The following is a 19466-nucleotide window of genomic DNA, read 5'->3' on the forward strand; positions in this document are numbered from 1 at the left end:
ATGGCCCCGCGGTCCTGTCACCGCGCGGCGGTAGGCTGCCTCGACGGACGAACTCCCCACGATGGCCCCGGAAGGTTGGATGCCGTGCTCGACGCCGATGATGTGCGCCGCATCGCGCTGTCCCTCCCCGAGACCACCGAGAAGGAGCGTTGGGGCCATCCGACGTTCGACGTCGCGCGCAAGATGTTCGTCACCGTGCCCGACGATGAGACCTCGTTTGCGGTGCGCTGCCCCAGATTTGACCGCGAAGAGTTGATCGCCGCGGAGCCGCACAAATTCTGGGTACCGCGACACGAAGCTGCGTCGTCGTGGGTGCGGGTTCGGCTGGAGGCCCTCGACGACGCGCAGGAACTGACCGACATTCTCACCGATTCCTGGCGACTGGCGGCCCCGCCCAGACTCACCGAGGAGCCAGAGTCGTGAAAATCAGACCCGCTGGGCCGCTCGGCCGAAGACCATGGACTCTTCGATGCGGTCGAAGCGGTGGTCGATGACGTCGAGCACATAGTTGTGCCGCACATGCCATGGGCGGTGGGTACCGGACTTGGGCAACGCGTGCGGATTGCGGTTGATGTAGCCGGCATCGAGGTCGAACGTCTTCTTCTCGTCCATCGGGACGTCACCCAAATGCGGGTACGCATGGGTGTACCCGTGAGTGTCCATGTACTCCACCAGCTTTGCGAAGGCGCGGGCCGTCATGTCGGCGCGCAGCGTCCACGACGCGTTCGTGTAGCCCAGGCACCACGCCATGTTCGGCACGTCCTCGAGTAGGAACTCCTTGTAGACATACCGGTCGGACGGTGTGATCGGGACACCGTCGACAGCCAACGAGATGCCGCCGAGGGCCTGCAACTCCAGCCCCGTCGCGGTCACGATGATGTCGGCATCAACGCGCGCACCGGATTTCAGCACGATGCCGGTGGCGTCGACGTGGGAGATGTGGTCGGTGACGACCTCGGCGCGGCCGTCACCGATGGCGGTGAAGATATCCCGGTCGAGCACCGCGCAGAGGCGCTGATCCCACGGGTCGTACTTCGGGTTGAAGTGCACGTCCACCGGATAACCGGCGGGCAGCGCGGCCATGGCCCGACTGCGGATGAGGCGCCGCCCGCCCTTCGGGAATTTACGGAGCAGGTTGTAGCTGAGCACGCCGATGAGGACGTTGCGAAACCACACGACCCGGTGGGCGATCTTGCGCGGCAACAACTTCCGGATCAGGTTGACCATCGGGTCGATCTGCCATTGGGACATCAGGTAAGTGGGCGACCGCTGCAGCATGGTCACCTTCGCGGCGGTCTTGGCCATGGCCGGGACCAGACTGATGGCGGTCGCTCCACTGCCGATCACCACCACCTTCTTGCCGGCGTAGTCGAGCGACTCCGGCCAGAACTGCGGATGCACGACATCGCCGGTGAAGGTGTCGATGCCGGGGAAATCCGGGGTGTACCCCTGGTCGTAGTTGTAATAGCCGGTACCACAGAACAGGAACCGGGCGCGGTAGGTCTTGGCCTCACCGTTCTGCGCGGTCTGCACCGTCCACGTGTCGGTCGCCGAATCCCAATCGGCCGACAGCACATGGGTGTTGAAGGTGATGTGGCGGTCGATGCCGTGGGTGTGCGCCGCGGTGGTGAGGTACTCGCGGATGTGGTCGCCGTCTGCGATGTTCTCCGGCCTGGTCCACGGCTGATAGGGGAAGCTGAGCGTGAAGATGTCGCTGTCCGAACGAATTCCCGGGTAGCGGAACAAGTCCCAAGTGCCGCCGATGCGTGCCCGCCGCTCCAGGACCGCGTAGGTGGTCTGAGGGCTGCGTTGGTGCAGCCGGTATGCGGCGCCGATGCCGGAGATGCCGGCACCGATGATCAGCACATCGAAAAATTCGCCGCCGTCGCTACCCGTCATGAATCTCCCTTGATCTGATCCGGTACCGCCGGTTCCACCTTAGGACATCACGGCCCTAGGCAGTCGAGCTGTGGGCCGACCCGGTGAGTAGCGCCCGCAGATGCTGATTGACCTGCTCGGGGCGCTCGAGGTTCGCGCAGTGCCCACCGCCCAGCTCGACGAACGACCAGAGATTGGGGACGTTCCTGGCAATCCGCCGCGACGCCGCGATGGGCAGGAGCCGGTCCTTGGTGCTGCCGATGACCAGCGTCGGAACCGTCAGGTTGTCGAGGCTGATGTGGTGCGCATCGAGGTTGTCCACCAGAGCGTTGACCCACCCGCTGCGGCCGGCGGCCGAGGTGCCCATGAACAGTTCGTAGACGTAGTCGACAACCGCCGGATCAGCGTCACGCCCGACCGCGATCATCGCCACGAACTGGCGGGCCGCCTTGCGCGAACCCGGCACCAGCGGCGCCCCGCCGAAGGTCTTCAGGATGCGGCCGGCGGCGTAGGTGCGAGACTTCGCGAGTGAGTTCGGGACCTGCGCCAGCTGGACCAGCTTGAGCAGATCCCCGGTGGTGGTGTTGATCAGGGCGACGGCATGTGCACATTCGGTGACGCGCCGCGGATAGCGCTGCGCCCAGGACGTGATCGCGATACCGCCCATCGAGTGGCCGGCGATGACGGCCCGCTCCCCCGGCTTGAGCGTCGCCGTCAACACCGAGTCCAGGTCGGCCGCGAGAAAGTCCAGGTTGTATTTGTGGCGGCCCTTTGGCGCACCGCTCTGCCCGTGCCCGCGGTGGTCGTAGGCAATGACCCGGTAGTCGGTCGCCAGGTCGGCGATCTGGTTGCCCCATACACCGATGGCGCAGGTGATGCCGTGGGCGAAGACGATCGGCCGGCCATGTTCGGGGCCGAAGACCTCGGCGTGCAGCCGGGTGCCGTCGACGGCCTCGATTTCCATGGAACGGCCTGGTGGCAGCGCCGCGGGACGCCCGGGTTTGACCAGCTGAGATTGACTGAAGGCGGTCATACTGCTCCGTTTCGGGTTCGGCGACGTTGCCGGCGGGACATCCCGTACCTGCGAGCCTACCTAAATAACCAGCACAGGTTTGACGGCAAAACCGGCCGTGGCGTCCGCCCAGGCGTCGGCGAAGCGGTCGAACTGGTAAGTCCGTACCAGTCTGTCGACTGGGAGTTCACCCCGGAGGACGTGCGCGGCCAGCCGCGGGATGAAGGTGTGCGGCTCACTGTCGCCTTCGATGACACCTTGTACCCGAAGCCCGTTGGCCAGGATCAGTCCGACGGGCAACTCCGCGGTCAGCGCTCCCAGCCCGACGAGCGCGAGGCTGCCACACTTGCGCAGCAGCGCCAGCGCGGTGCCGATGACGTCGCCGCGCGCGGTGGTGTCGACGGCCAGCGTGGCCCCGCCGCCGGTAAGCTCCATGACTTCGGCCGACAGGTTCGCCGACGCGGAGTCGACGGCCCCGGTGGCACCCAATTCGATTGCCAGCGAACGCCGTTCGGCGATCGGGTCGACAGCGATGATCGTGCGACACCCGGCAATGCGCGCGCCCATCACAGCCGAGAGGCCCACTGCACCGGCACCCCACACCACCAGGACGTCATCGGGCCCCGCGGACAAGGTGTTCAGCACCGCTCCGACGCCGGTCTGCACGCTGCAGGCCAGGGGGGCCGCCAGCTGTGCGTCGATGCCGTCCGGCAGGACCACGACGTTGGACGTGTTGGCCAGCGCATGGGTGGCGAAGCTGGACTGGCCGAAGAATCCGCCGCGAACCGGCTGACCCTCCAGCCGCAGGGCGCTCGTGTCGTCACCACGGTCGCCCGCCATGTTGAGGCGGGTCGCGTTGTCGCAGTAGGCGGGCGTGTCGGATGAGCATGCGGTGCATTGCGAGCAACTCGCGAAGGTCAGGACGACCTGCCGGCCGACGTCGATGCGGGCGTCCGGGCCGGTGGCCAGGACGGTGCCGGCGCCCTCGTGACCGAACACCATGGGTAGTCGCTTCTCCGGCCAGCGCGCCGCCGTACTGATGTCGGTATGGCAGATGCCGACCGCATCGATGCCGACCAGCACCTCGTTGCCCTGTGGCTCACGAATCTGGACGTCGGTCAGTTCAGGGGTCGAACCCGGGCGAAGCAACACCGCGGCACGTGCGTCGATCATGCCGGGATGTTAGATGGTGGCATCCCGACGGAATTGAGGAGACCATGCGCGCCATTCAGATCGCCCGGTTGGACGGCCCGTCAGCAGCCGAACTGAACGAGATTCCCGAACCCGACGGCAGCGGCGCCGTGGTGATCGAGGTGCACGCCGCGGGTGTCGCCTTCCCCGACGCGCTGCAGTCCCGCGGCCTCTATCAGCACAAGCCCGAGTTGCCGTACACCCCGGGCGCCGAACTCGCCGGTGTGGTGCGCAGCGCTCCCGACGGCGCGCACGTAACGGCAGGAGACCGGGTGGCTGCGCTCACGATGTTGTCGGGCGCGATGGCCGAAGTCGTTGCGCTACCGGCCGATCGGGTCTTCAAGCTGCCCGACACGGTCTCGTTCGAGGCCGGCGCCGGCCTGCTGTTCAACGACCTGACGGTGCACTGTGCGCTGCGCACCCGTGGCCGCCTGACCCCTGGCGAGACAGTGCTGGTGCACGGTGCCGCCGGCGGCATCGGCACGTCGACGCTGCGATTGGCGCCGGCGTTCGGTGCGGCCCGGACCATCGCGGTGGTGAGCTCACAGGATAAGGCCGAAATCGCCCGTGCCGCAGGCGCTTCCGATGTTGTTCTGGCCGACGGCTTCAAGGACGCGGTGCGCGAGTTGACGGCCGGCCGGGGCGTCGACCTGATCCTCGATCCGGTGGGTGGCGATCGGTTCACCGACTCCCTCCGGTCGCTGGCACCGGGTGGCCGACTGCTGGTTGTGGGGTTCACCGGCGGCGATATCCCGACGGTGAAGGTGAACCGGCTGCTGCTCAACAACGTCGATGCGGTGGGTGTCGGCTGGGGTGCGTGGGCCATGACCCACCCGGGCTACCTCGCCGAGCAGTGGGAGGAGCTGGAGCCGCTGCTGGCGTCGGGTGCGGTCATCCCGCCGGTGCCCGAGGTCTATCCGCTGGAGCGGGCCGCGGACGCCATCGCGTCGCTGGAAAACCGCACTGCGAAAGGCAAAGTCGTGGTCACGGTGCGCTGACCGGTAACACCAGCCGGGATTGCCCACCGTCGCCGTGCGCAATGGTGTGCACGGACGGCACCATCCGGGTGGCGGTGGCCAGCGGATCGCCGGTCCCGAGATTTCGGGCGAACCGGGGGAAACAGCCACCGGCGATCAGCAGCCGGATCCGGTGGCCGGCGGCGAATCGGTAGGCCGTCGCGTCGAGCTCCAGGCGCAGCAGCGCCTCGGGGGTGTCAGCCGCGGTGAGCCGCAGGTATCCGTCGGTGACATTTGTCGAATGTCCGTCGGGCGCAACGTCACTGATCCGAACGAACACATCGGCGTGCGGGTTGTCGGTGCGGTGGTCCAATTCGACGTGGGGCGTTCCGATGACGTCGAGATCCGCGGGCAGCACGGGGCTGGTGAAGGACAGGACATCCGAGCGCTCGGCCAGCTCGGTGTCGTCGATGTAGCCCGACTTTCCGGAAACCAGAAGGCGTCCACCGACGCTCGGTGTGGGATCGGCCGGGTCGTAGACAAATGTCGAGGGTGCGCCACTGTTCGGCGGGGTCTCGGCCAGCGCCCCTCCGGGGTGCAGGTGCCACACCGTTTCGGCGACCGGCGGCGGCCACTCCTGCATGTCGAGCCAGTCACCGCCGGCGACGCAGATCCGCACCGGAGCCGCGGCGCGGCGCGGCCCGTCCAACCACAACACGGATTCTTTGATGGCTTCGGTGCCGCCCGACCCGTGAGTCCATGGCCCCACGGTGAGCGCCACCTCGACGCCGCGGGCCCGCAGCCGCCGGTACTGCTCGAGAGTCTGATCCACGAACACGTCCTGCCACCCGGTGATCAGCAGTACCGGGCCGCGCAGGTTGTCGAGTGCGGCCGCCACACCGTTCTCCGCCCAGTACGGTGACGACGGATCGGGCTGTTCGAGCCACGCGTTGAACCACGGGGTACGTCCGCCCAACAGTTCGGCCGCCGCCGGATCGAGCGGCAGCGTCTCCAGAACCGGCTTCAGGGTTCGCGGCGTCGCCATGGCGCGAAGCATCTGACGGATCCAGCCGCCACGGTGCTGCCAGGCCACCTGATAGCTCCAGCCCAGGAAGTCACCGAGCGCGAATGATCCTGTGCTCCAAACCGAATGTCCGAAATCGTGCGGCGCCATGGTGATCACCGAAGTGGTCAGGTCGGCAGGCTGGTCGACGAGGAGCGCCAGCTGGGTGAAACCCAGGTAGGAGGCACCGACCGTCGCGAATTCGCCTGTGTACCATGGCTGTTCACGCAGCCACTCGACGGTGTCGGCACCGTCGTCGACCTCATGGCGCCCCGGCTCGAAGGCTCCGTCGGACCCGAAAGTGCCGCGGGTGCTCTGCAGTATGACGTGAAAACCCTGCCCGGCGTACAGCCCGGCGAACACGCGGTTGGGCAGGCCGTCACGGCCGTACGGCCCCCGCATCAACAATGTGCCGGCCGGTTTCCGGGTCCGCGGCGCGTAGTGATCAGCCAACAGCAGCGCGCCGTCGCGCATCGGCACCGGCAGCGACCGTTCCACCCGGAAACTCTTGGCTCGCGGCAGACCCAAGCGGCGGGTCAGTGCGCGGGCACCGAGCCACGCCAGGGTGTCGCGTCGCACGTCGCACTCTCCTCGTCCGATGGGGTCTGGGACCATTTTCCACGGCAGCGGCACATCCACAGCAATTCAGGGCCGGAACTGTGATCTGATCGACGGGGCAGAAAGCCCACGGAGGGACGGACATGGGCGGACCGATGTTGACGCGGCGACGTTTCCTCGGCAGCTCCGCGCTGGCCGCGGCGTTCGGCGCCATGCCGAGCAACGTGCAGCAGGCCCTCGCAGAGCCGGTGGCGCCGCAACCGATCGAGCACGTCGTGCTGCTGATGCAGGAGAACCGCTCGTTCGACCACTATTTCGGCACCATGGCCGGCGTCCGCGGGTTCGGGGATCCCAACGCAGCCACACTTCCGGGCGGCGCCAGCGTGTTTCAGCAACCCGACCCGGAGAACCCCGACGGCTACACCTTGCCGTTCCACCTGGACAGTGCGACCAACAGCGTGCAGAAGATCCCGTCCACCTCACACGCCTGGTCGGTCCAGCACGAAGCACTGGCCGGCGGTCGCATGGACAACTGGCTGCCGGCGCATCGCAAGGCCGACGGTGCAAACGGCCCGTACGTCATGGGGTACTACCAGCGCGAGGACATCCCGTTCCACTTCGCCCTGGCAGATGCCTTCACAGTGTGCGACGCGTATCACAGCTCGGTGCTCGGGCCCACCTGGCCGAACCGGATGATGTGGATGACCGGCACCATCGACCCCGCCGACCTCGGCGGCGGACCGATCATCAAGAACGTCACGCCCGGCCGCGGCTACACCTGGACCACCTACGCCGAGCGGCTTGAAACTGCCGGAGTCAGTTGGAAGGTCTACAACGAGAGCGACGACTATGGGCTGAACCTCCTCGAGCAGTTCGCCCAGTACCGGCAAGCGCCACAGGATTCACCGTTGTACCGCAAGGGAACTGCAAAGTCACCGCCCGGTTCGTTCGAATCAGATGCCCGCGCCGGCCGCCTGCCTGCGGTGTCATGGATCATTCCGAGCGCAGCCGAATGTGAGCACCCCGACTACCGTCCCGCCGACGGCGCCAAGTTCATCGCCGACCGCATCAACGCCATCGCAGCCAATCCCGAGGCATGGGCCAAGACGGTCTTCATCCTCAATTACGACGAGAACGACGGCCTGTTCGACCACGTCATCCCGCCGCTCCCGGCGGCCGGAACGCCGGACGAATTCGTGCGCGGCCAGCCGATCGGCGGCGGCTACCGGGTGCCGTGCATCATCGTCTCGCCGTGGACCGCGGGCGGCTGGGTGGCCGGAGAGACGTTCGACCACACCTCGACCCTGCGGTTCCTGGAGTGGTTCACCGGTGTGCGCGAACCCAACATCTCCGCGTGGCGGCGCCGGACGTTCGGCGACCTGCGGTCGGCGCTGCGTCTCGACCAGTCAGCCGGGCAACCCGTGGCGTTTCCCGGCGTGGACCAGGAAGTGTTGCGCGCCAACGTTTCCGACCAGCTCCCGCCGCCGGTGGTGCCCCCGACACCGCAGAGCCGACCCGTGCAACTGCCGGGCGCCAAACCGCGGGTGAGCTAGCAATTTGGGCACGATTATTCGCGGCGTGCGCGGAAATCATGCACAAATCCCTAGAAGGCCGCGTTCTCCAGCTCCATGACGTCCGTGTCGAGGGTTTCGATGACCTCGCGCACCGAGCTCAGCAGCGGCAGCATGTTTTTCGCGAAGAACTTCGCCACCGCCACCTTGCCGGTATAGAACGCGTGGTCGCGTTCGGTGGCTCCGTCGAGCGCCGCCTGGGCGACCCGAGCGGCGAGGATCAACCGCCATCCGATCATCAGGTCGCCGACGGCGAGCAGGAACCGCACCGAGCCAAGGCCCACCTTGTACAACTGGCCGGGGTCGCCCTGGGCGGCCATGAGGTACCCGGTCAGCGCGGCGGCCATCGCCTGCACATCCGCCAGAGCCGTTGCCAGCCGCTCGGTTTCGGCTTTGAAGGCCGGGCCTGCCGCGTCGATGGTGGCCGAGATCTGGCTGGATACGTGGGCCAGCGCCGCACCCTGGTCCCGGATGATCTTGCGGAAGAAGAAGTCCAGCGACTGGATGGCCGTGGTGCCCTCGTACAGCGCGTCGATGCGGGCGTCGCGGATGTACTGCTCGATGGGGTAATCCTGCAGGAACCCCGAGCCGCCGAACGTCTGCAGTGATTCCGACAGCATTTCGTAGGCGCGTTCGGAGCCGACGCCTTTCACGATCGGCAGCAGCAGTTCGTTCACCCGGTGCGCCAAATCGGCATCAGCACCTGAAACAAGCTGGGCGACATCGGCATTCTGATAAGCCGCGGTGTACAGGTAGACCGACCGCAGCCCTTCGGCGTACGCCTTCTGCGTCATCAGGCTGCGTCGCACGTCGGGGTGTTCGATGATCGCCACGCGCGGCGCGGTCTTGTCGGCCATGTGGGTGATATCCGCGCCCTGGATGCGTTCCTTGGCGTAGGCCAGCGCGTTGAGGTAGCCGGTGGACAGGGTGCCGGCGGCCTTGACGCCCACCGTCATTCGAGCGTTCTCGATGACTTTGAACATCTGCGCGATGCCGTTGTGTACGCCACCCACGAGATAGCCGATGGCCGGTTTGCCGTGGGCACCGAACGTCAGCTCGCAGGTGGGTGAGGATTTGATGCCCATCTTGTGCTCGAGGCCGGTCACGTACACGCCGTTGCGCTCACCCAGTTCGAGTGTCTCGGAGTCGAACAGGAAGTTCGGTACGAAGAACAGACTGAGTCCCTTGGTGCCCGGGACTGCCCCGACAGGGCGGGCCAGCACCAGGTGGAAGACGTTCTCGGCGGTATCACCGACATCGCCACCAGAGATGAAGCGCTTGACGCCTTCGATGTGCCAGGTGCCGTCGGGCTGTTCGATGGCCTTGGCCCGTCCCGCGCCGACGTCGGAGCCGGCGTCCGGCTCGGTCAGCACCATGGTGCCGGCCCAGCCCTTGTCCATCGCCGTCCGTGCCCAATGCTGCTGCTCTTCGGTGCCGACCTCGGCCAGCGTGTGAGCCATCGCCGGCCCGAGGCCGTACAGGAAGGTAGCTGACGGGTTGGCCGAGATGAGCATTTCCTGGGTCGCCCACACCAGCGCCGCCGGTGCGGGCGTCCCGCCGGCGCGCTCATCGAGGCCCAGCCGCCACCACTCGGCCTCCTTGACCAACCGCACCGTCTTGGCCAGCTCCTCGGACACCGTGATCCGGTGCTCGTCGGGCAGGAACACCGGCGGATTGCGGTCGGCCTCGACAAACGTCTCTGCGGCAACGTCTTCGGCCAGCTTGGAGACCTCGTCGAGGATCGATCGTGCGGTATCGGCGTCAAGGTCGCCATAGCCACCCGCATCCAGGGCCGCACCGAGTGGCAGCACTTCGAACAGATTGAATTCGATATCGCGCACGTTGGCGATGTAGTGGCTCACGCGGCTCAGGATCCGCGCCGCCCCACAAGGTACGCAACCGTAGGTTGCGACAACCTACGGTTACGGACCCGAAGGGTGCGAGGTCACGCCCAGACGTGACCTACGTCACATTGCCGGGCGGTGACTCACAGCTGGACGACGACGCTCTTGTTCTTGAGATAGGCCTCGAGCCCTTCGCGACCGAATTCCTGGCCCCAACCGGACTGCTTGTAGCCACCGAAGGGCAGGTCGTGGTCAAAGACCAACTGGCAGTTGACCTGAACGCTGCCGGCCTGCAGCCGCTTGACGATGCGGTGCGCCCGGCTGACGTTGGTGGTCCATGCGGTGGCCGCCAGACCGTAGCTCGTGTCGTTGGCCATGGCGACGGCCTCGTCCTCGGTGTCGAACGGCAGGATGCTCACCACCGGACCGAAGATCTCCTGCTGGTACAGGCGCATTCCGGGGTCGACGTTGGTCAACACCGTCGGGTGCACGAAGTAGCCCTTGCGGTCCAGCCGGTACCCGCCCGCGACGATCTCGACGCCGTCGCTGCGGCCTTCGTCGATGAAGCCCAGAACACGGTTCAGCTGCTTGGCGCTGATCAGTGGGCCGCTCATCACGCCCTCTTCATCCGGCCCGCCGTACTTCATGAAGTTGGCCACGCCCGCAATGCCCTCGACCACCTGGTCGTAGACCCCGCGCTGCACGAAAATCCTTGAGCCGCAGACACATCCCTGGCCGGAGTGAATGAAGATGCCCATGGCCGCGCCGAAGATGGCCTTGTCGAGATCGGCGTCGTCGAAGATCAGCACGGGCGACTTGCCACCGAGTTCCAGCATGACCTTCTTCAGGTTTCCCGCCGAGGCCTTGACGATCTCCTTGCCGACTTCGGTCGAACCCGTGAAGGCGACCTTCTCGACATCGGGATGCGCGGTGATGGCAGCACCCGCGGTGTGACCGTAGCCGGTGATCAGGTTGACGACACCTTCGGGCACGCCGGCCTCGTGAATCAGGCGGTCCAGCAGCAGCGCTGAAAGGGGCGTCTCCTCAGCCGGTTTCACCAAGCTGCTGCAGCCCGCGGCCAGCGCCGGCGCGATCTTGGCGCAGGCGTTGAAGATCGGACCGTTCCAGGGGAAAATCAGGCCGACGACGCCATAGGGCTCTCGCAGCGTGTAGCCGTGCTGGTCGACATAGGCGTCCGAGGCGATGCCGCTGGTGCGGATGTCGTAGGCGGTGCCGTTGATCTTGGAACACCAGCCGGCGTAATAGCGGAAGAACTCGGCGCAGGTCGGAACGACGAGCTCGGACTGCATCTTCATCATGCCGGTGTTGGCCGAGTCGATGGCCGCGAACTCAGCTGTGTGCTCGTCGATCAGGTCGGCGATGCGCCACAGGATCTTGGCGCGCTCACGGCCGGGCAGACCGGACCAGACCCCGGACTCGAAAGACGACTTGGCGCGCGCGACGGCCTCGTCGACGAACTCGGGGCCGCAATCGGTGAACTCGCCGATCTGTTCCTCGCTCACCGGATCGATGATCGGGATGACATCGCCCGTACCCGGGCGCTTCTGGATGTCCTCCAAGACCGACTGCAGCGTCATCGCGTGCCTCTCATCGTCAGCAGTGCGCGCCCCGGGGTGGGCACACAACAAATGCTGTGCAGTTGCTTAGCATTGCCGTCATTAGGTCGTCAAGAGTGGCTCGCGTCGGCGAGTTGTCTGGAAAGATCGGGAATGTGTCTGCCGGCCGCGACTACACCTCCCCTGACCTGGCGCGCAGCGCCCTGGTGCTGATCGACGTGCAAAACGATTTCGTCTCGGGTCCGGCGCAAGTCGACGGCACCGCCGAACAGCTGCCCGCCATGGCGCGACTACTCGCGGCGTTCCGCGCAGCGCACCGGCCGATCGTGCACATCGTGCGGCTGTACGTCCCCGGCGGCAGCGACGCCGATCCGCCCCGGCGGGCCGCCATAGAGGCCGGCCGGCAGATCGCCGCACCGCACACCGACGGCGCCGCGGTGCCCGCCGAGCTGCTGGCACATCCCCTCGACTACGACTCGCTCCTGGCCGGCGGTGTCCAGCACGTGGCGGCCGGTGAGGTCGTCATGTTCAAGCCACGGTGGTCGGCGTTCTACCGCACCTCGCTCGACGAGCATCTGCGCGACCTGGCGGTCAACACCGTCGTGGTGGCCGGCTGCAACCTGCCGAACTGCCCGCGGGCGACGCTGTTCGACGCCTCCGAGCGCGACTACCGCGCCGCGCTGGTCACCGACGCCACCTCGCAGGTGACGCCGGAGCGACTCGCGGACCTGGCACTCATCGGCGTCGCGACGCTGACCACCGCCGATGTCGAGCAGTTCTTCCAGGCCGCTGCGACGGCCGCGCCGGCCCCGTGAAGAATTCAGAACGTGAGACCGCACAGTAAGACGCGCCCCTGACCGCCCTCGCGATCACCGCGGTGCTGCTGGCCGGCGTCGCCGCGGGCGTGATCAACGCGGTGGTCGGCTCCGGCAGCCTGATCACCTTCCCCGTTCTGATGGCCGTCGGTTACCCGCCGCTGGTGGCCAACATGTCCAACTCCGTCGGGTTGGTCCCGGGCAACTTCACCGGTGCCTACGGCTACCGGCACGAGCTCGGCGGCCAGGGCGCCCGCATCCTCCGGCTCGGCGTTGTCTCGCTGGCCGGGGCGATCGTCGGGGCAGTGCTGCTGCTCAAGCTTCCACCCGGTGCGTTCACCGCGGTGGTGCCGTGGCTGATCCTGCTGGCCGGTGTCCTGGTGCTGGTGCAGCCTGTGTTGCGCCGGACCCTGGATGCGCGCCGCGGCGCCGAACTGACCACCGACCATGCCACCCCGCTGTACGCGGGCGTGTTCGGCTGCGCGATATACGGCGGCTATTTCGGTGCGGCGCAAGGCATCATCATGATGGCCCTGTTCGGGTTGTTCGTGTCCGAAGATCTACAACGACTCAATGGCGTCAAGAACATCTCTGTGGGACTGGTCAATTCGGTCGCGGCCATCATCTTCATCGCCGTCGGCCATGTGGCGTGGCTACCGGCGCTGCTGCTCGCCGTCGGCTCCACGATCGGTGGCTACATCGGGGCGCGCGTCGGTCGCCGCCTGCCGCCCAACGTCCTACGAGCCTGCATCGTGGCGGTCAGCATGGTCGCGTTCACGGTGATGATGCTGCAGTAGCCGGTTACACCGCGTACGAAATTCGAACACGCCGACCGAGAGTCCCAGCATGCCAAGGCAGTTCAGCCAGAACTCCCGCTTGAGGAAATTCGCGCGGTAATGCGCGTAGGCCGCGCACAGGAAGTAGGCGATCACGCCGACGTTGGCGGCCACTCCGATGCCGGGATATTTCAGCCCAGCCAGCAGCCCCGCCACGGCCAGCAGCTTTACGACGATCAGCACCCACCACCAATCCTCCGGAAGCCGCACTCCCGCAAGACATCCGCGGACGAACTGCGGCGGGCGAATCGACATCAACGCGTCACCGAACAGCACCGCCGCCAAGAGTGCGGTAGGCCACCAGTAGTGCGGGATTCCGGTCACTGCTCATCTCCTCGTGCTGAATCGTGGATGACGCAACGGACGACGTCGCTTATCTGGTCGGGCACCGAAGCACCACCGGAAGCATGGTTGCCACCGGTCATGACGATGCCGAGGTAGGCGAAGTAGACGACCCGGGCTGCGCGGGCGGCCGCGGCCTTTGAAAGCCCTGCTTGCGCCAGGACCGACTCCATCTCGGCGACCAAGGCGAGGGCGAGCTCACGGAAGAAGATCGTCGATTCGTGGCTGCCGCGCACGATGATCGAGGAGTATTGCCGGGGACAACACGGCGCCCTCGGCGAAGTAGTGCAGAAACGGCGTGAGTAGCTCGATTACGGCGTCAACCGCACCGTCGGGCGTCAACGGTTCCACCGATTCGCGGCCCGGCCCGCGATCACGGTGCACTGCGGCGATCCACTCGTCGAACACCTCGACGAGCAACCTGTCCTTGTCCCCGACCCCCCATCACCCAGATCGATGAGCTGGCGCCCCGCATTTTCGGCGTCGTCGATCGGATGGAGGCCATCGTGACGCGCGTCGAGGCCATCGTCGGAGTCGCCGAGACCGTCCTGTCGCCAATCACGGTCACCGAGAGTGCGGTACGTAGCGTGCTGAAGTCGGTTCGCGGCTTGATTCCGTAGCGCCGCCGCAGCGCGTCCAAAAAAAACTTTGGTCACTTTGTTTGCGCTGGTCACAGTAGGTAACTGGGGCCACATTCGGCACAGCGAATTGTCGGTGCTTCGAACTAGTGTTCGGATATGGGCATCGCCAGCAGCGCTCTCGTCGAGGAGGCCTATGCCAACCTCGACGCAGCGCTGGCCCGCGTCGCAGCCCTGGACTACACCGGACTGCCCATCGCGGTCTTGTTGGAGTTGCAGTCCCGCCGCGAAACCCTCAAATGCGCCGCCGAGGCGGTCGACCACCAGATTTTGGCCGCCGCCCAGACCCAGGCCACCGCCAAAGACATCGGCGCCAAAGACTGGCCCGAAGTCCTGCACATCCGGCACCGCATCAGCCGCGAGGAAGCCCGCCGAAGGGTCCGCGACGCCGACCATCTCGGGCCCCGCTCGGCGATCACCGGCGAACCCCTGGGCCCGGTGTGGGAACTGGTCGCCGCCGCCCAAGCCGACGGTGCCATCAACACCGAGCACATCGCGGTAATCACGAACTTTTTCGCGAAGGTGCCGCTGTGGCTGGACCCGGCCACGTTGGCGCAGTGCGAACGCGACCTGGTCGCCGCAGCCCGATACCAAACCCCCGAGGAACTGCGCAAAGCCGCCGCCGATCTGCTGTACCGGCTCGATCAGGACGGCCCCGAACCCGACGACGACGAACCCGACCCCAAACGCTCCTTCGTGATCGGTAAACAGCAGCCCGATGGGCGCTCGGAGGTCAAGGCCAGCCTCGATCCGGAAGCCCGCGCCTACTGGGAGGCATTGTTCGAAAAGTTGGCCGCCCCCGGAATGTGCAACCCCACCGACCCCGAACCCTGCATCTCGGGCACACCGACCCAAGCCCAGATCGCGGGCGACACCCGCACCGTGGCTCAGCGCCAGCATGACGCGTTCAAAGTGGTGGGCCGGATGATCCTGGCCTCCGGCATGCTGGGCGAGCACAACGGGCTCCCGGTCGCGGTGGTGGCGACCACGACGGTGCAGGACCTCGAACGCGGCGCCGGAATCGCGGTCACCCACACGGGCAGCCGCCTGCCGGTACGCGATCTGATCCGGATGGCCACCCAAGGGGCCCACCATTATCTGGCGGTGTTCGATCAGCACACCACCATCCCCCTCTATCTAGGTCGGGCCCGTCGCACCGCCACCACCGGGCAGCGCATCATGCTGTTCGCCCGTGACCGCGGCTGCACCAAACCCAATTGCACCGCCCCCGCCTCCCGCTGCCAAGCCCACCACGTCAACACCGACTGGCGTGATGACGGGCCCACCGACATCACCAACCTCACCCTGGCCTGCGGCTGCGACAACCGAGCCGCCCACGCTGGCGGCTGGACCACCACCATGAAAAACGGCCGCGCCCACTGGACCCCACCACCACTACTCGACATCGGCCAACCCAGAACCAACCAATACCACCACCCCACCCTCTACCCACCCGAGAGCGAGGACGGCGATGGTGAGGACGGCGAGGGTGAAAGCGACAGTCCCACAAGCTAACCCGGCGCCCAGCATCCGGTGGCACGACACCGCGTGCGCCGCGGATACGGCATGCCTGGACGACGACTGCCGGTAGCCTTTCTGGCCCGCACCAGATGCGGCACGCCACCACCGAATCAGTCACCGCTAACAGGCAATAACGGACTTTTGGTATGTCACGATTCCAACGCGCCGAGCGCAGCTAACGAGCAGACGAGGTGCCGGTGTGTCAACATAGACCAGTGAGGCCAAGCAAAAGCAGAAGCCGAATCAGAAGCCTGACGACTGCCGCAATCCTGGTGGTACCGCCAGGATTACTGTCCGCCGCGCTACTGCCGGCAGCGCACGCGGCCGACTGCCCCGACACCCAGATCATCTTCGCCCGCGGCACCGATGAAGCACCGGGCCCCGGTGGGGTCGGAACCGCATTCATCAATGGCCTGCGCACCGCCATCAGCCCGAAAACCCTTGATGTATATGCCGTCGACTACCCCGCGACCACCGACTTCCCCACCGCCGTCGACGGCATTCGCGACGCACGTAGGCAGATCGTGACGACCGCGGCGGCCTGTCCCCGGACCAAGATGGTGCTCGGCGGGTTCTCGCAGGGCGCCGCCGTTGCGGGCTTCGTCACCGCGGGCACCATCCCCGACGGGATCTCAGCTGCCGAGGTGCCGGCGCCCATGCCGCCGGACGTCGCGGATCATGTTGCCGCCGTTGCCTTGTTCGGCAAGCCGTCCGCACGATTCATGCGGGCCATCGGCTCGCCCTCCGTCATCGTCGGACCGGTGTATCAGCCCAAGACCACCGATCTGTGTGTTTCCAACGACCTGGTCTGTGACGCGCACGGGTCGAGCTTCGATGCCCACAACAGTTACGTCGACAGCGGACTGGTCACTCAGGGCGTCAACTTTGCGGCGCGTCAACTGCAGGCGGGGTGGGCGGCCGATGCACTGGCCGGCCCCGCACCGTGGTCGTCAACGGCGGTGCAGGCCGCCGACCAAGCGGGCCGCGGTCAGCCCGCTCCCGCTGCGACTCCGCCGAGCAGCGCGGCGCCCGCCCATATGCCGGCGAGCGCGCCATGGCTGCCGGGGCCGGAGCAGGCTGCACCGACCCCGGACACCGTGCCCCAGTAACCGCTACCGGAACTGCACACCCCGGCGCCGCACCCACCAATCCGCGAACAACGTACCCGCGATCCACACGACCACCGCGACAGCTAGGTGTACAGCACTTTTGGTGTCACGACCGAGCACGGGACCGACGACATGGGCGACGGCGGTCGGGAGCGCCCGCCACAGCTCGCGGTGTTCGACCCCACCGATGGGGTCGGCGATGAAGTACAGCGCGTACGGCAAGGCCAACGACGACAGCCACAGCGCGATCCGGCGCCGGTCATGGCGCTGGCTCCACCGCTGCACCAACGGAACTTCGGCCACCGGCAGCAGCACCGACACCGCATTACCCAGTCCAAGCCAAGACAGGATCGGCACCGCGACGTTCGGGATCGTCACACCGAGCCGGGCCGGGCTTTCCAAGCAGACGGTCAATACCGCGGCAGCCCCGAGTGTCGGAAGTCCGATGAGGATCAGCAACGCCAGATTCTTGTGCAGCAGGATCCGCCACGGCGCCACCGATTCCGCCAGCCCTTGCTGGACCCGGTCATGATCGGCGCCGAGCACATTGGTCGTCGTGGTGTCGGCGAGCACGAACGACGAGAAATAGGTGCCGACCAGAATCACCCAGTCATGGTGATGACGGCCCCCGGAGGTCAACGGTTCCACGGCGAGCCACAGCACGGCGAAAACGAAGTTGGCCGCCACACCCAGCAGCCAGCTGCGCGGCGGGGTGAACGCCCACCGCACTTCCGACCACACTGCGGGCCACATCATCAATCTCCACCGTCAACGCCCCGTCCGCCGCGGAGTGCGTGCGACGATACCGGCACAACCTTGCGGTACCTGTGAGCGCAGCGCCGCCGATAACGACCGATACAGACCTGAACGGTCGGCGCGGGTCTTCCTGGGGTCGGCGGCGGCGAAGATTGCGGTCTAGCCCTTCCCGTAGAACGTCGCCTTGACCACCGGGCTGGCCGAGGGGGTCAGCGGCGCAGTCGGCGGGACTGTGCTGGTCGTGGTCGCGCCATCGGTGCTCACCGGCTTGTTCGGCACGGGCTGCGCATCTGCCACGGAGGCGACAGCCATGGCCACAAGGGCGCCGGCGCCGATTGCGGCCGCGATGCGACGGACGGTGGCGGCGTTCTTCAGACCTGAACGGGACATCAATTTCCTCAGTGTGTTGTTGCGTGCGAAGGTCTGGTGCCGGCAGCTGCTGACCGCTCACGCACCGCCGATCCCCTTGTCCCGCAATCTCCCCAGCGCAGATCGAGACCTGCAATGCCAAACAACGAGCAATCGGTGCCGCGAAATCTGCCGTGACGCCCGCGCTACGTCAACAGCCAGCGGAAATGTTGAGCAGACTGCTCAGAGTGTGACGCAGGACACTGTGATCCACGCATCATTTTGTCCGGTACCGCATCGGTTGACGGCAGCGCCGGACCGAGGTGTCGCCGACGCCGATCCGGGGTAAGAGCCGACGATGCGACACAGACGCCGAGTAGCCCGCCATGCGATTGCGGCATAGCGATGTCGGCACGCCCGGCATCACTCGGAGACGGCGCGGCGATGGCTTCTCCTACTACGACCCGAGCGGTGCACCCATCACCAGCGACGCCACACTGCAACGGATTCAAGAACTGGTGATACCGCCGGCATGGCGACAGGTCTGGATAAGCCCGCACGGCAACGGGCACATTCAGGCGGTCGGCACCGATGCCGCGGGCCGCCGGCAGTATCTCTATCACGCGGTGTGGCAACAGGAACGCACCGAGGAGAAGTTCGACCGGGTGCTGCAGATGTCCGGGGTGCTGCCCGACTGGCGCCGCCACGTCGCCGCTGATCTCGCCGGCCGCGGTCTTGACCGCGAACGTGTACTCGCGTTGGCGCTGCATCTGATCGACCGGGGCTATTTCCGTGCCGGCGGCGAGGAGTACGCCCAGGACAACGATTCCTGCGGCCTGGCGACCTTGCGCTGTGAACATGTGAAGGTGCGCGGCGACACAGTGGTGTTCGACTACCCGGCGAAGAGCGGCGTACAGCGATACCTGGAACTCACCGATCGACAAGTGGTTCGGGCGGTCCGCGCGTTGCGCCGTGGTCAAGGACCAGGCGATCGACTCTTGTGGTGCCGCGCCGATTCCGGTCGCGCCGAAGTGCATGCCGAGGATTTGAACGCCAGGTTCAAAGAGCTCGCCGGCGAGGAGTACAGCGTCAAGGACCTGAGGACGTGGCACGGCACCGTACTGGCTGCTGTCGGTTTCGCCGGTGCCGCACCTGCGGACACGAAGACCGCTGCGCGCCGGGCGCAGGCCGCGGTCTTTCGGGAAGTCGCCGATCAGCTGGGCAATACCCCGGCGGTGGCACGTAGTTCATACGTCGATCCCCGCGTGGTGACGGCATATGAGCAAGGCTCCACCATTGCCGCGGCCGTCGACCGTGCCCAGAAGCGCCGTAACGTTGCCGCGGCTCAAGCGATCCTGGAAAAGGCCACGCGCACACTCATCCGTCATGCTGCGAGGACGCCAGGCACCTGACTGGCGAAGCCGCCGACCGGGCGCAGTTGACGTTCTCGC

At 66.6% G+C, this 19466-nt stretch carries 19 protein-coding genes; 8 read left to right on the forward strand and 11 right to left on the reverse strand.

Features of this window, described 5'->3' with window-relative positions:
- Positions 1 to 84: 84 nt before the first annotated feature.
- Positions 85 to 423: an MmcQ/YjbR family DNA-binding protein gene (locus AC3WTE_RS07080; RefSeq protein WP_492436631.1), complete on the forward strand. Its 339-nt coding sequence runs from the start codon at positions 85 to 87 to the stop codon at positions 421 to 423.
- 3 nt (positions 424 to 426) lie between these two features.
- Here the strand turns inward: AC3WTE_RS07080 and AC3WTE_RS07085 are convergent, their stop codons facing one another.
- Genes AC3WTE_RS07085 through AC3WTE_RS07095 form a run of 3 tightly spaced genes read right to left on the reverse strand, consistent with a single transcriptional unit; the run spans position 427 to position 4063 of the window.
- Positions 427 to 1899, reverse strand: coding sequence for a flavin-containing monooxygenase (locus AC3WTE_RS07085; RefSeq protein WP_492436632.1), 1473 nt, complete (start codon positions 1897 to 1899; stop codon positions 427 to 429).
- 55 nt (positions 1900 to 1954) lie between these two features.
- Entirely contained in the window at positions 1955 to 2911 is a 957-nt protein-coding gene (locus AC3WTE_RS07090; RefSeq protein WP_492436633.1) for an alpha/beta fold hydrolase, read from the reverse strand.
- 60 nt (positions 2912 to 2971) lie between these two features.
- Positions 2972 to 4063: an NAD(P)-dependent alcohol dehydrogenase gene (locus tag AC3WTE_RS07095; protein ID WP_492436634.1), complete on the reverse strand. Its 1092-nt coding sequence runs from the start codon at positions 4061 to 4063 to the stop codon at positions 2972 to 2974.
- Positions 4064 to 4107: 44 nt separating this feature from the next.
- Between AC3WTE_RS07095 and AC3WTE_RS07100 the strand changes: the two genes are divergently transcribed.
- Entirely contained in the window at positions 4108 to 5079 is a 972-nt protein-coding gene (locus tag AC3WTE_RS07100) for an NADPH:quinone oxidoreductase family protein (protein ID WP_492436635.1), read from the forward strand.
- On the opposite strand, the gene AC3WTE_RS07105 is transcribed toward AC3WTE_RS07100, so the two are convergent.
- The gene (locus tag AC3WTE_RS07105; protein ID WP_492436636.1) at positions 5066 to 6715 is read right to left on the reverse strand and encodes a CocE/NonD family hydrolase; all 1650 of its coding nucleotides are present in this window, start codon (positions 6713 to 6715) and stop codon (positions 5066 to 5068) included. The two genes, AC3WTE_RS07100 and AC3WTE_RS07105, sit on opposite strands and share 14 nt — an antisense overlap.
- An 86-nt stretch (positions 6716 to 6801) precedes the next feature.
- On the opposite strand from AC3WTE_RS07105, the gene AC3WTE_RS07110 reads away from it, so the two are divergent.
- Entirely contained in the window at positions 6802 to 8211 is a 1410-nt protein-coding gene (locus AC3WTE_RS07110; RefSeq protein WP_492436637.1) for an alkaline phosphatase family protein, read from the forward strand.
- A gap of 50 nt (positions 8212 to 8261) precedes the next feature.
- Here AC3WTE_RS07110 and AC3WTE_RS07115 read toward each other — a convergent pair whose 3' ends face one another.
- Both AC3WTE_RS07115 and AC3WTE_RS07120 read right to left on the reverse strand, forming a co-directional pair.
- Entirely contained in the window at positions 8262 to 10091 is a 1830-nt protein-coding gene (locus AC3WTE_RS07115; protein WP_492436638.1) for an acyl-CoA dehydrogenase, read from the reverse strand.
- Between the two features lie 125 nt (positions 10092 to 10216).
- Entirely contained in the window at positions 10217 to 11671 is a 1455-nt protein-coding gene (locus tag AC3WTE_RS07120) for an aldehyde dehydrogenase family protein (protein ID WP_492436639.1), read from the reverse strand.
- A 134-nt stretch (positions 11672 to 11805) separates the two neighbouring features.
- On the opposite strand from AC3WTE_RS07120, the gene AC3WTE_RS07125 reads away from it, so the two are divergent.
- Positions 11806 to 12465 (forward strand): cysteine hydrolase family protein, encoded by a 660-nt coding sequence (locus AC3WTE_RS07125; protein WP_492436640.1) that lies wholly within the window; start codon positions 11806 to 11808, stop codon positions 12463 to 12465.
- A gap of 62 nt (positions 12466 to 12527) precedes the next feature.
- Positions 12528 to 13262: a sulfite exporter TauE/SafE family protein gene (locus AC3WTE_RS07130; protein ID WP_492436641.1), complete on the forward strand. Its 735-nt coding sequence runs from the start codon at positions 12528 to 12530 to the stop codon at positions 13260 to 13262.
- On the opposite strand, the gene AC3WTE_RS07135 is transcribed toward AC3WTE_RS07130, so the two are convergent.
- From AC3WTE_RS07135 to AC3WTE_RS07145, 3 genes are read right to left on the reverse strand one after another with little or no spacing between them, the layout of a single operon-like run.
- The gene (locus AC3WTE_RS07135) at positions 13203 to 13625 is read right to left on the reverse strand and encodes a DoxX family protein (RefSeq protein ID WP_492436642.1); all 423 of its coding nucleotides are present in this window, start codon (positions 13623 to 13625) and stop codon (positions 13203 to 13205) included. The two genes, AC3WTE_RS07130 and AC3WTE_RS07135, sit on opposite strands and share 60 nt — an antisense overlap.
- A complete protein-coding gene (locus tag AC3WTE_RS07140; RefSeq protein WP_492436643.1) occupies positions 13622 to 13879 on the reverse strand; it encodes a hypothetical protein in 258 nt (85 codons plus the stop codon). The genes AC3WTE_RS07135 and AC3WTE_RS07140 overlap by 4 nt, the downstream gene beginning before the upstream one ends.
- Positions 13842 to 14063 carry a hypothetical protein gene (locus AC3WTE_RS07145; RefSeq protein ID WP_492436644.1) on the reverse strand — a complete coding sequence of 74 codons (222 nt, stop codon included), beginning with the start codon at positions 14061 to 14063 and terminating at the stop codon, positions 13842 to 13844. Before AC3WTE_RS07145 ends, AC3WTE_RS07140 begins: the two co-directional genes overlap by 38 nt.
- 317 nt (positions 14064 to 14380) lie before the next feature.
- Here AC3WTE_RS07145 and AC3WTE_RS07150 point away from each other — a divergent pair, with 317 nt between their 5' ends.
- Positions 14381 to 15796 carry an HNH endonuclease signature motif containing protein gene (locus tag AC3WTE_RS07150; RefSeq protein WP_492436645.1) on the forward strand — a complete coding sequence of 472 codons (1416 nt, stop codon included), beginning with the start codon at positions 14381 to 14383 and terminating at the stop codon, positions 15794 to 15796.
- A 221-nt stretch (positions 15797 to 16017) separates the two neighbouring features.
- The gene (locus AC3WTE_RS07155) at positions 16018 to 16911 is read left to right on the forward strand and encodes a cutinase family protein (RefSeq protein ID WP_492436646.1); all 894 of its coding nucleotides are present in this window, start codon (positions 16018 to 16020) and stop codon (positions 16909 to 16911) included.
- Positions 16912 to 16914: 3 nt separating this feature from the next.
- On the opposite strand, the gene AC3WTE_RS07160 is transcribed toward AC3WTE_RS07155, so the two are convergent.
- Entirely contained in the window at positions 16915 to 17664 is a 750-nt protein-coding gene (locus AC3WTE_RS07160; protein WP_492436836.1) for a hypothetical protein, read from the reverse strand.
- 162 nt (positions 17665 to 17826) lie between these two features.
- On the reverse strand, positions 17827 to 18057 hold the full coding sequence (locus AC3WTE_RS07165) for a hypothetical protein (protein WP_492436647.1): 231 nt from the start codon (positions 18055 to 18057) through the stop codon (positions 17827 to 17829).
- A gap of 344 nt (positions 18058 to 18401) precedes the next feature.
- Here AC3WTE_RS07165 and AC3WTE_RS07170 point away from each other — a divergent pair, with 344 nt between their 5' ends.
- A complete protein-coding gene (locus AC3WTE_RS07170; protein WP_492436648.1) occupies positions 18402 to 19427 on the forward strand; it encodes a DNA topoisomerase IB in 1026 nt (341 codons plus the stop codon).
- Positions 19428 to 19466 lie beyond the last annotated feature (39 nt).

It is taken from the genome of Mycobacterium sp. FW102-FHT13B02, from assembly GCF_058790275.1.

Excerpts from the sequence above, each read along its gene's own strand:
- AC3WTE_RS07085 (WP_492436632.1), bottom strand. The coding sequence starts at position 1,899 with ATGACGGGTAGCGACGGCGGCGAATTTTTCGATGTGCTGATCATCGGT.
- AC3WTE_RS07090 (WP_492436633.1), bottom strand. The coding sequence starts at position 2,911 with ATGACCGCCTTCAGTCAATCTCAGCTGGTCAAACCCGGGCGTCCCGCG.
- AC3WTE_RS07095 (WP_492436634.1), bottom strand. The coding sequence starts at position 4,063 with ATGATCGACGCACGTGCCGCGGTGTTGCTTCGCCCGGGTTCGACCCCT.
- AC3WTE_RS07100 (WP_492436635.1), top strand. The coding sequence starts at position 4,108 with ATGCGCGCCATTCAGATCGCCCGGTTGGACGGCCCGTCAGCAGCCGAA.
- AC3WTE_RS07105 (WP_492436636.1), bottom strand. The coding sequence starts at position 6,715 with ATGGTCCCAGACCCCATCGGACGAGGAGAGTGCGACGTGCGACGCGAC.
- AC3WTE_RS07110 (WP_492436637.1), top strand. The coding sequence starts at position 6,802 with ATGGGCGGACCGATGTTGACGCGGCGACGTTTCCTCGGCAGCTCCGCG.
- AC3WTE_RS07120 (WP_492436639.1), bottom strand. The coding sequence starts at position 11,671 with ATGACGCTGCAGTCGGTCTTGGAGGACATCCAGAAGCGCCCGGGTACG.
- AC3WTE_RS07150 (WP_492436645.1), top strand. The coding sequence starts at position 14,381 with ATGGGCATCGCCAGCAGCGCTCTCGTCGAGGAGGCCTATGCCAACCTC.
- AC3WTE_RS07160 (WP_492436836.1), bottom strand. The coding sequence starts at position 17,664 with ATGTGGCCCGCAGTGTGGTCGGAAGTGCGGTGGGCGTTCACCCCGCCG.
- AC3WTE_RS07165 (WP_492436647.1), bottom strand. The coding sequence starts at position 18,057 with ATGTCCCGTTCAGGTCTGAAGAACGCCGCCACCGTCCGTCGCATCGCG.
- AC3WTE_RS07170 (WP_492436648.1), top strand. The coding sequence starts at position 18,402 with ATGCGATTGCGGCATAGCGATGTCGGCACGCCCGGCATCACTCGGAGA.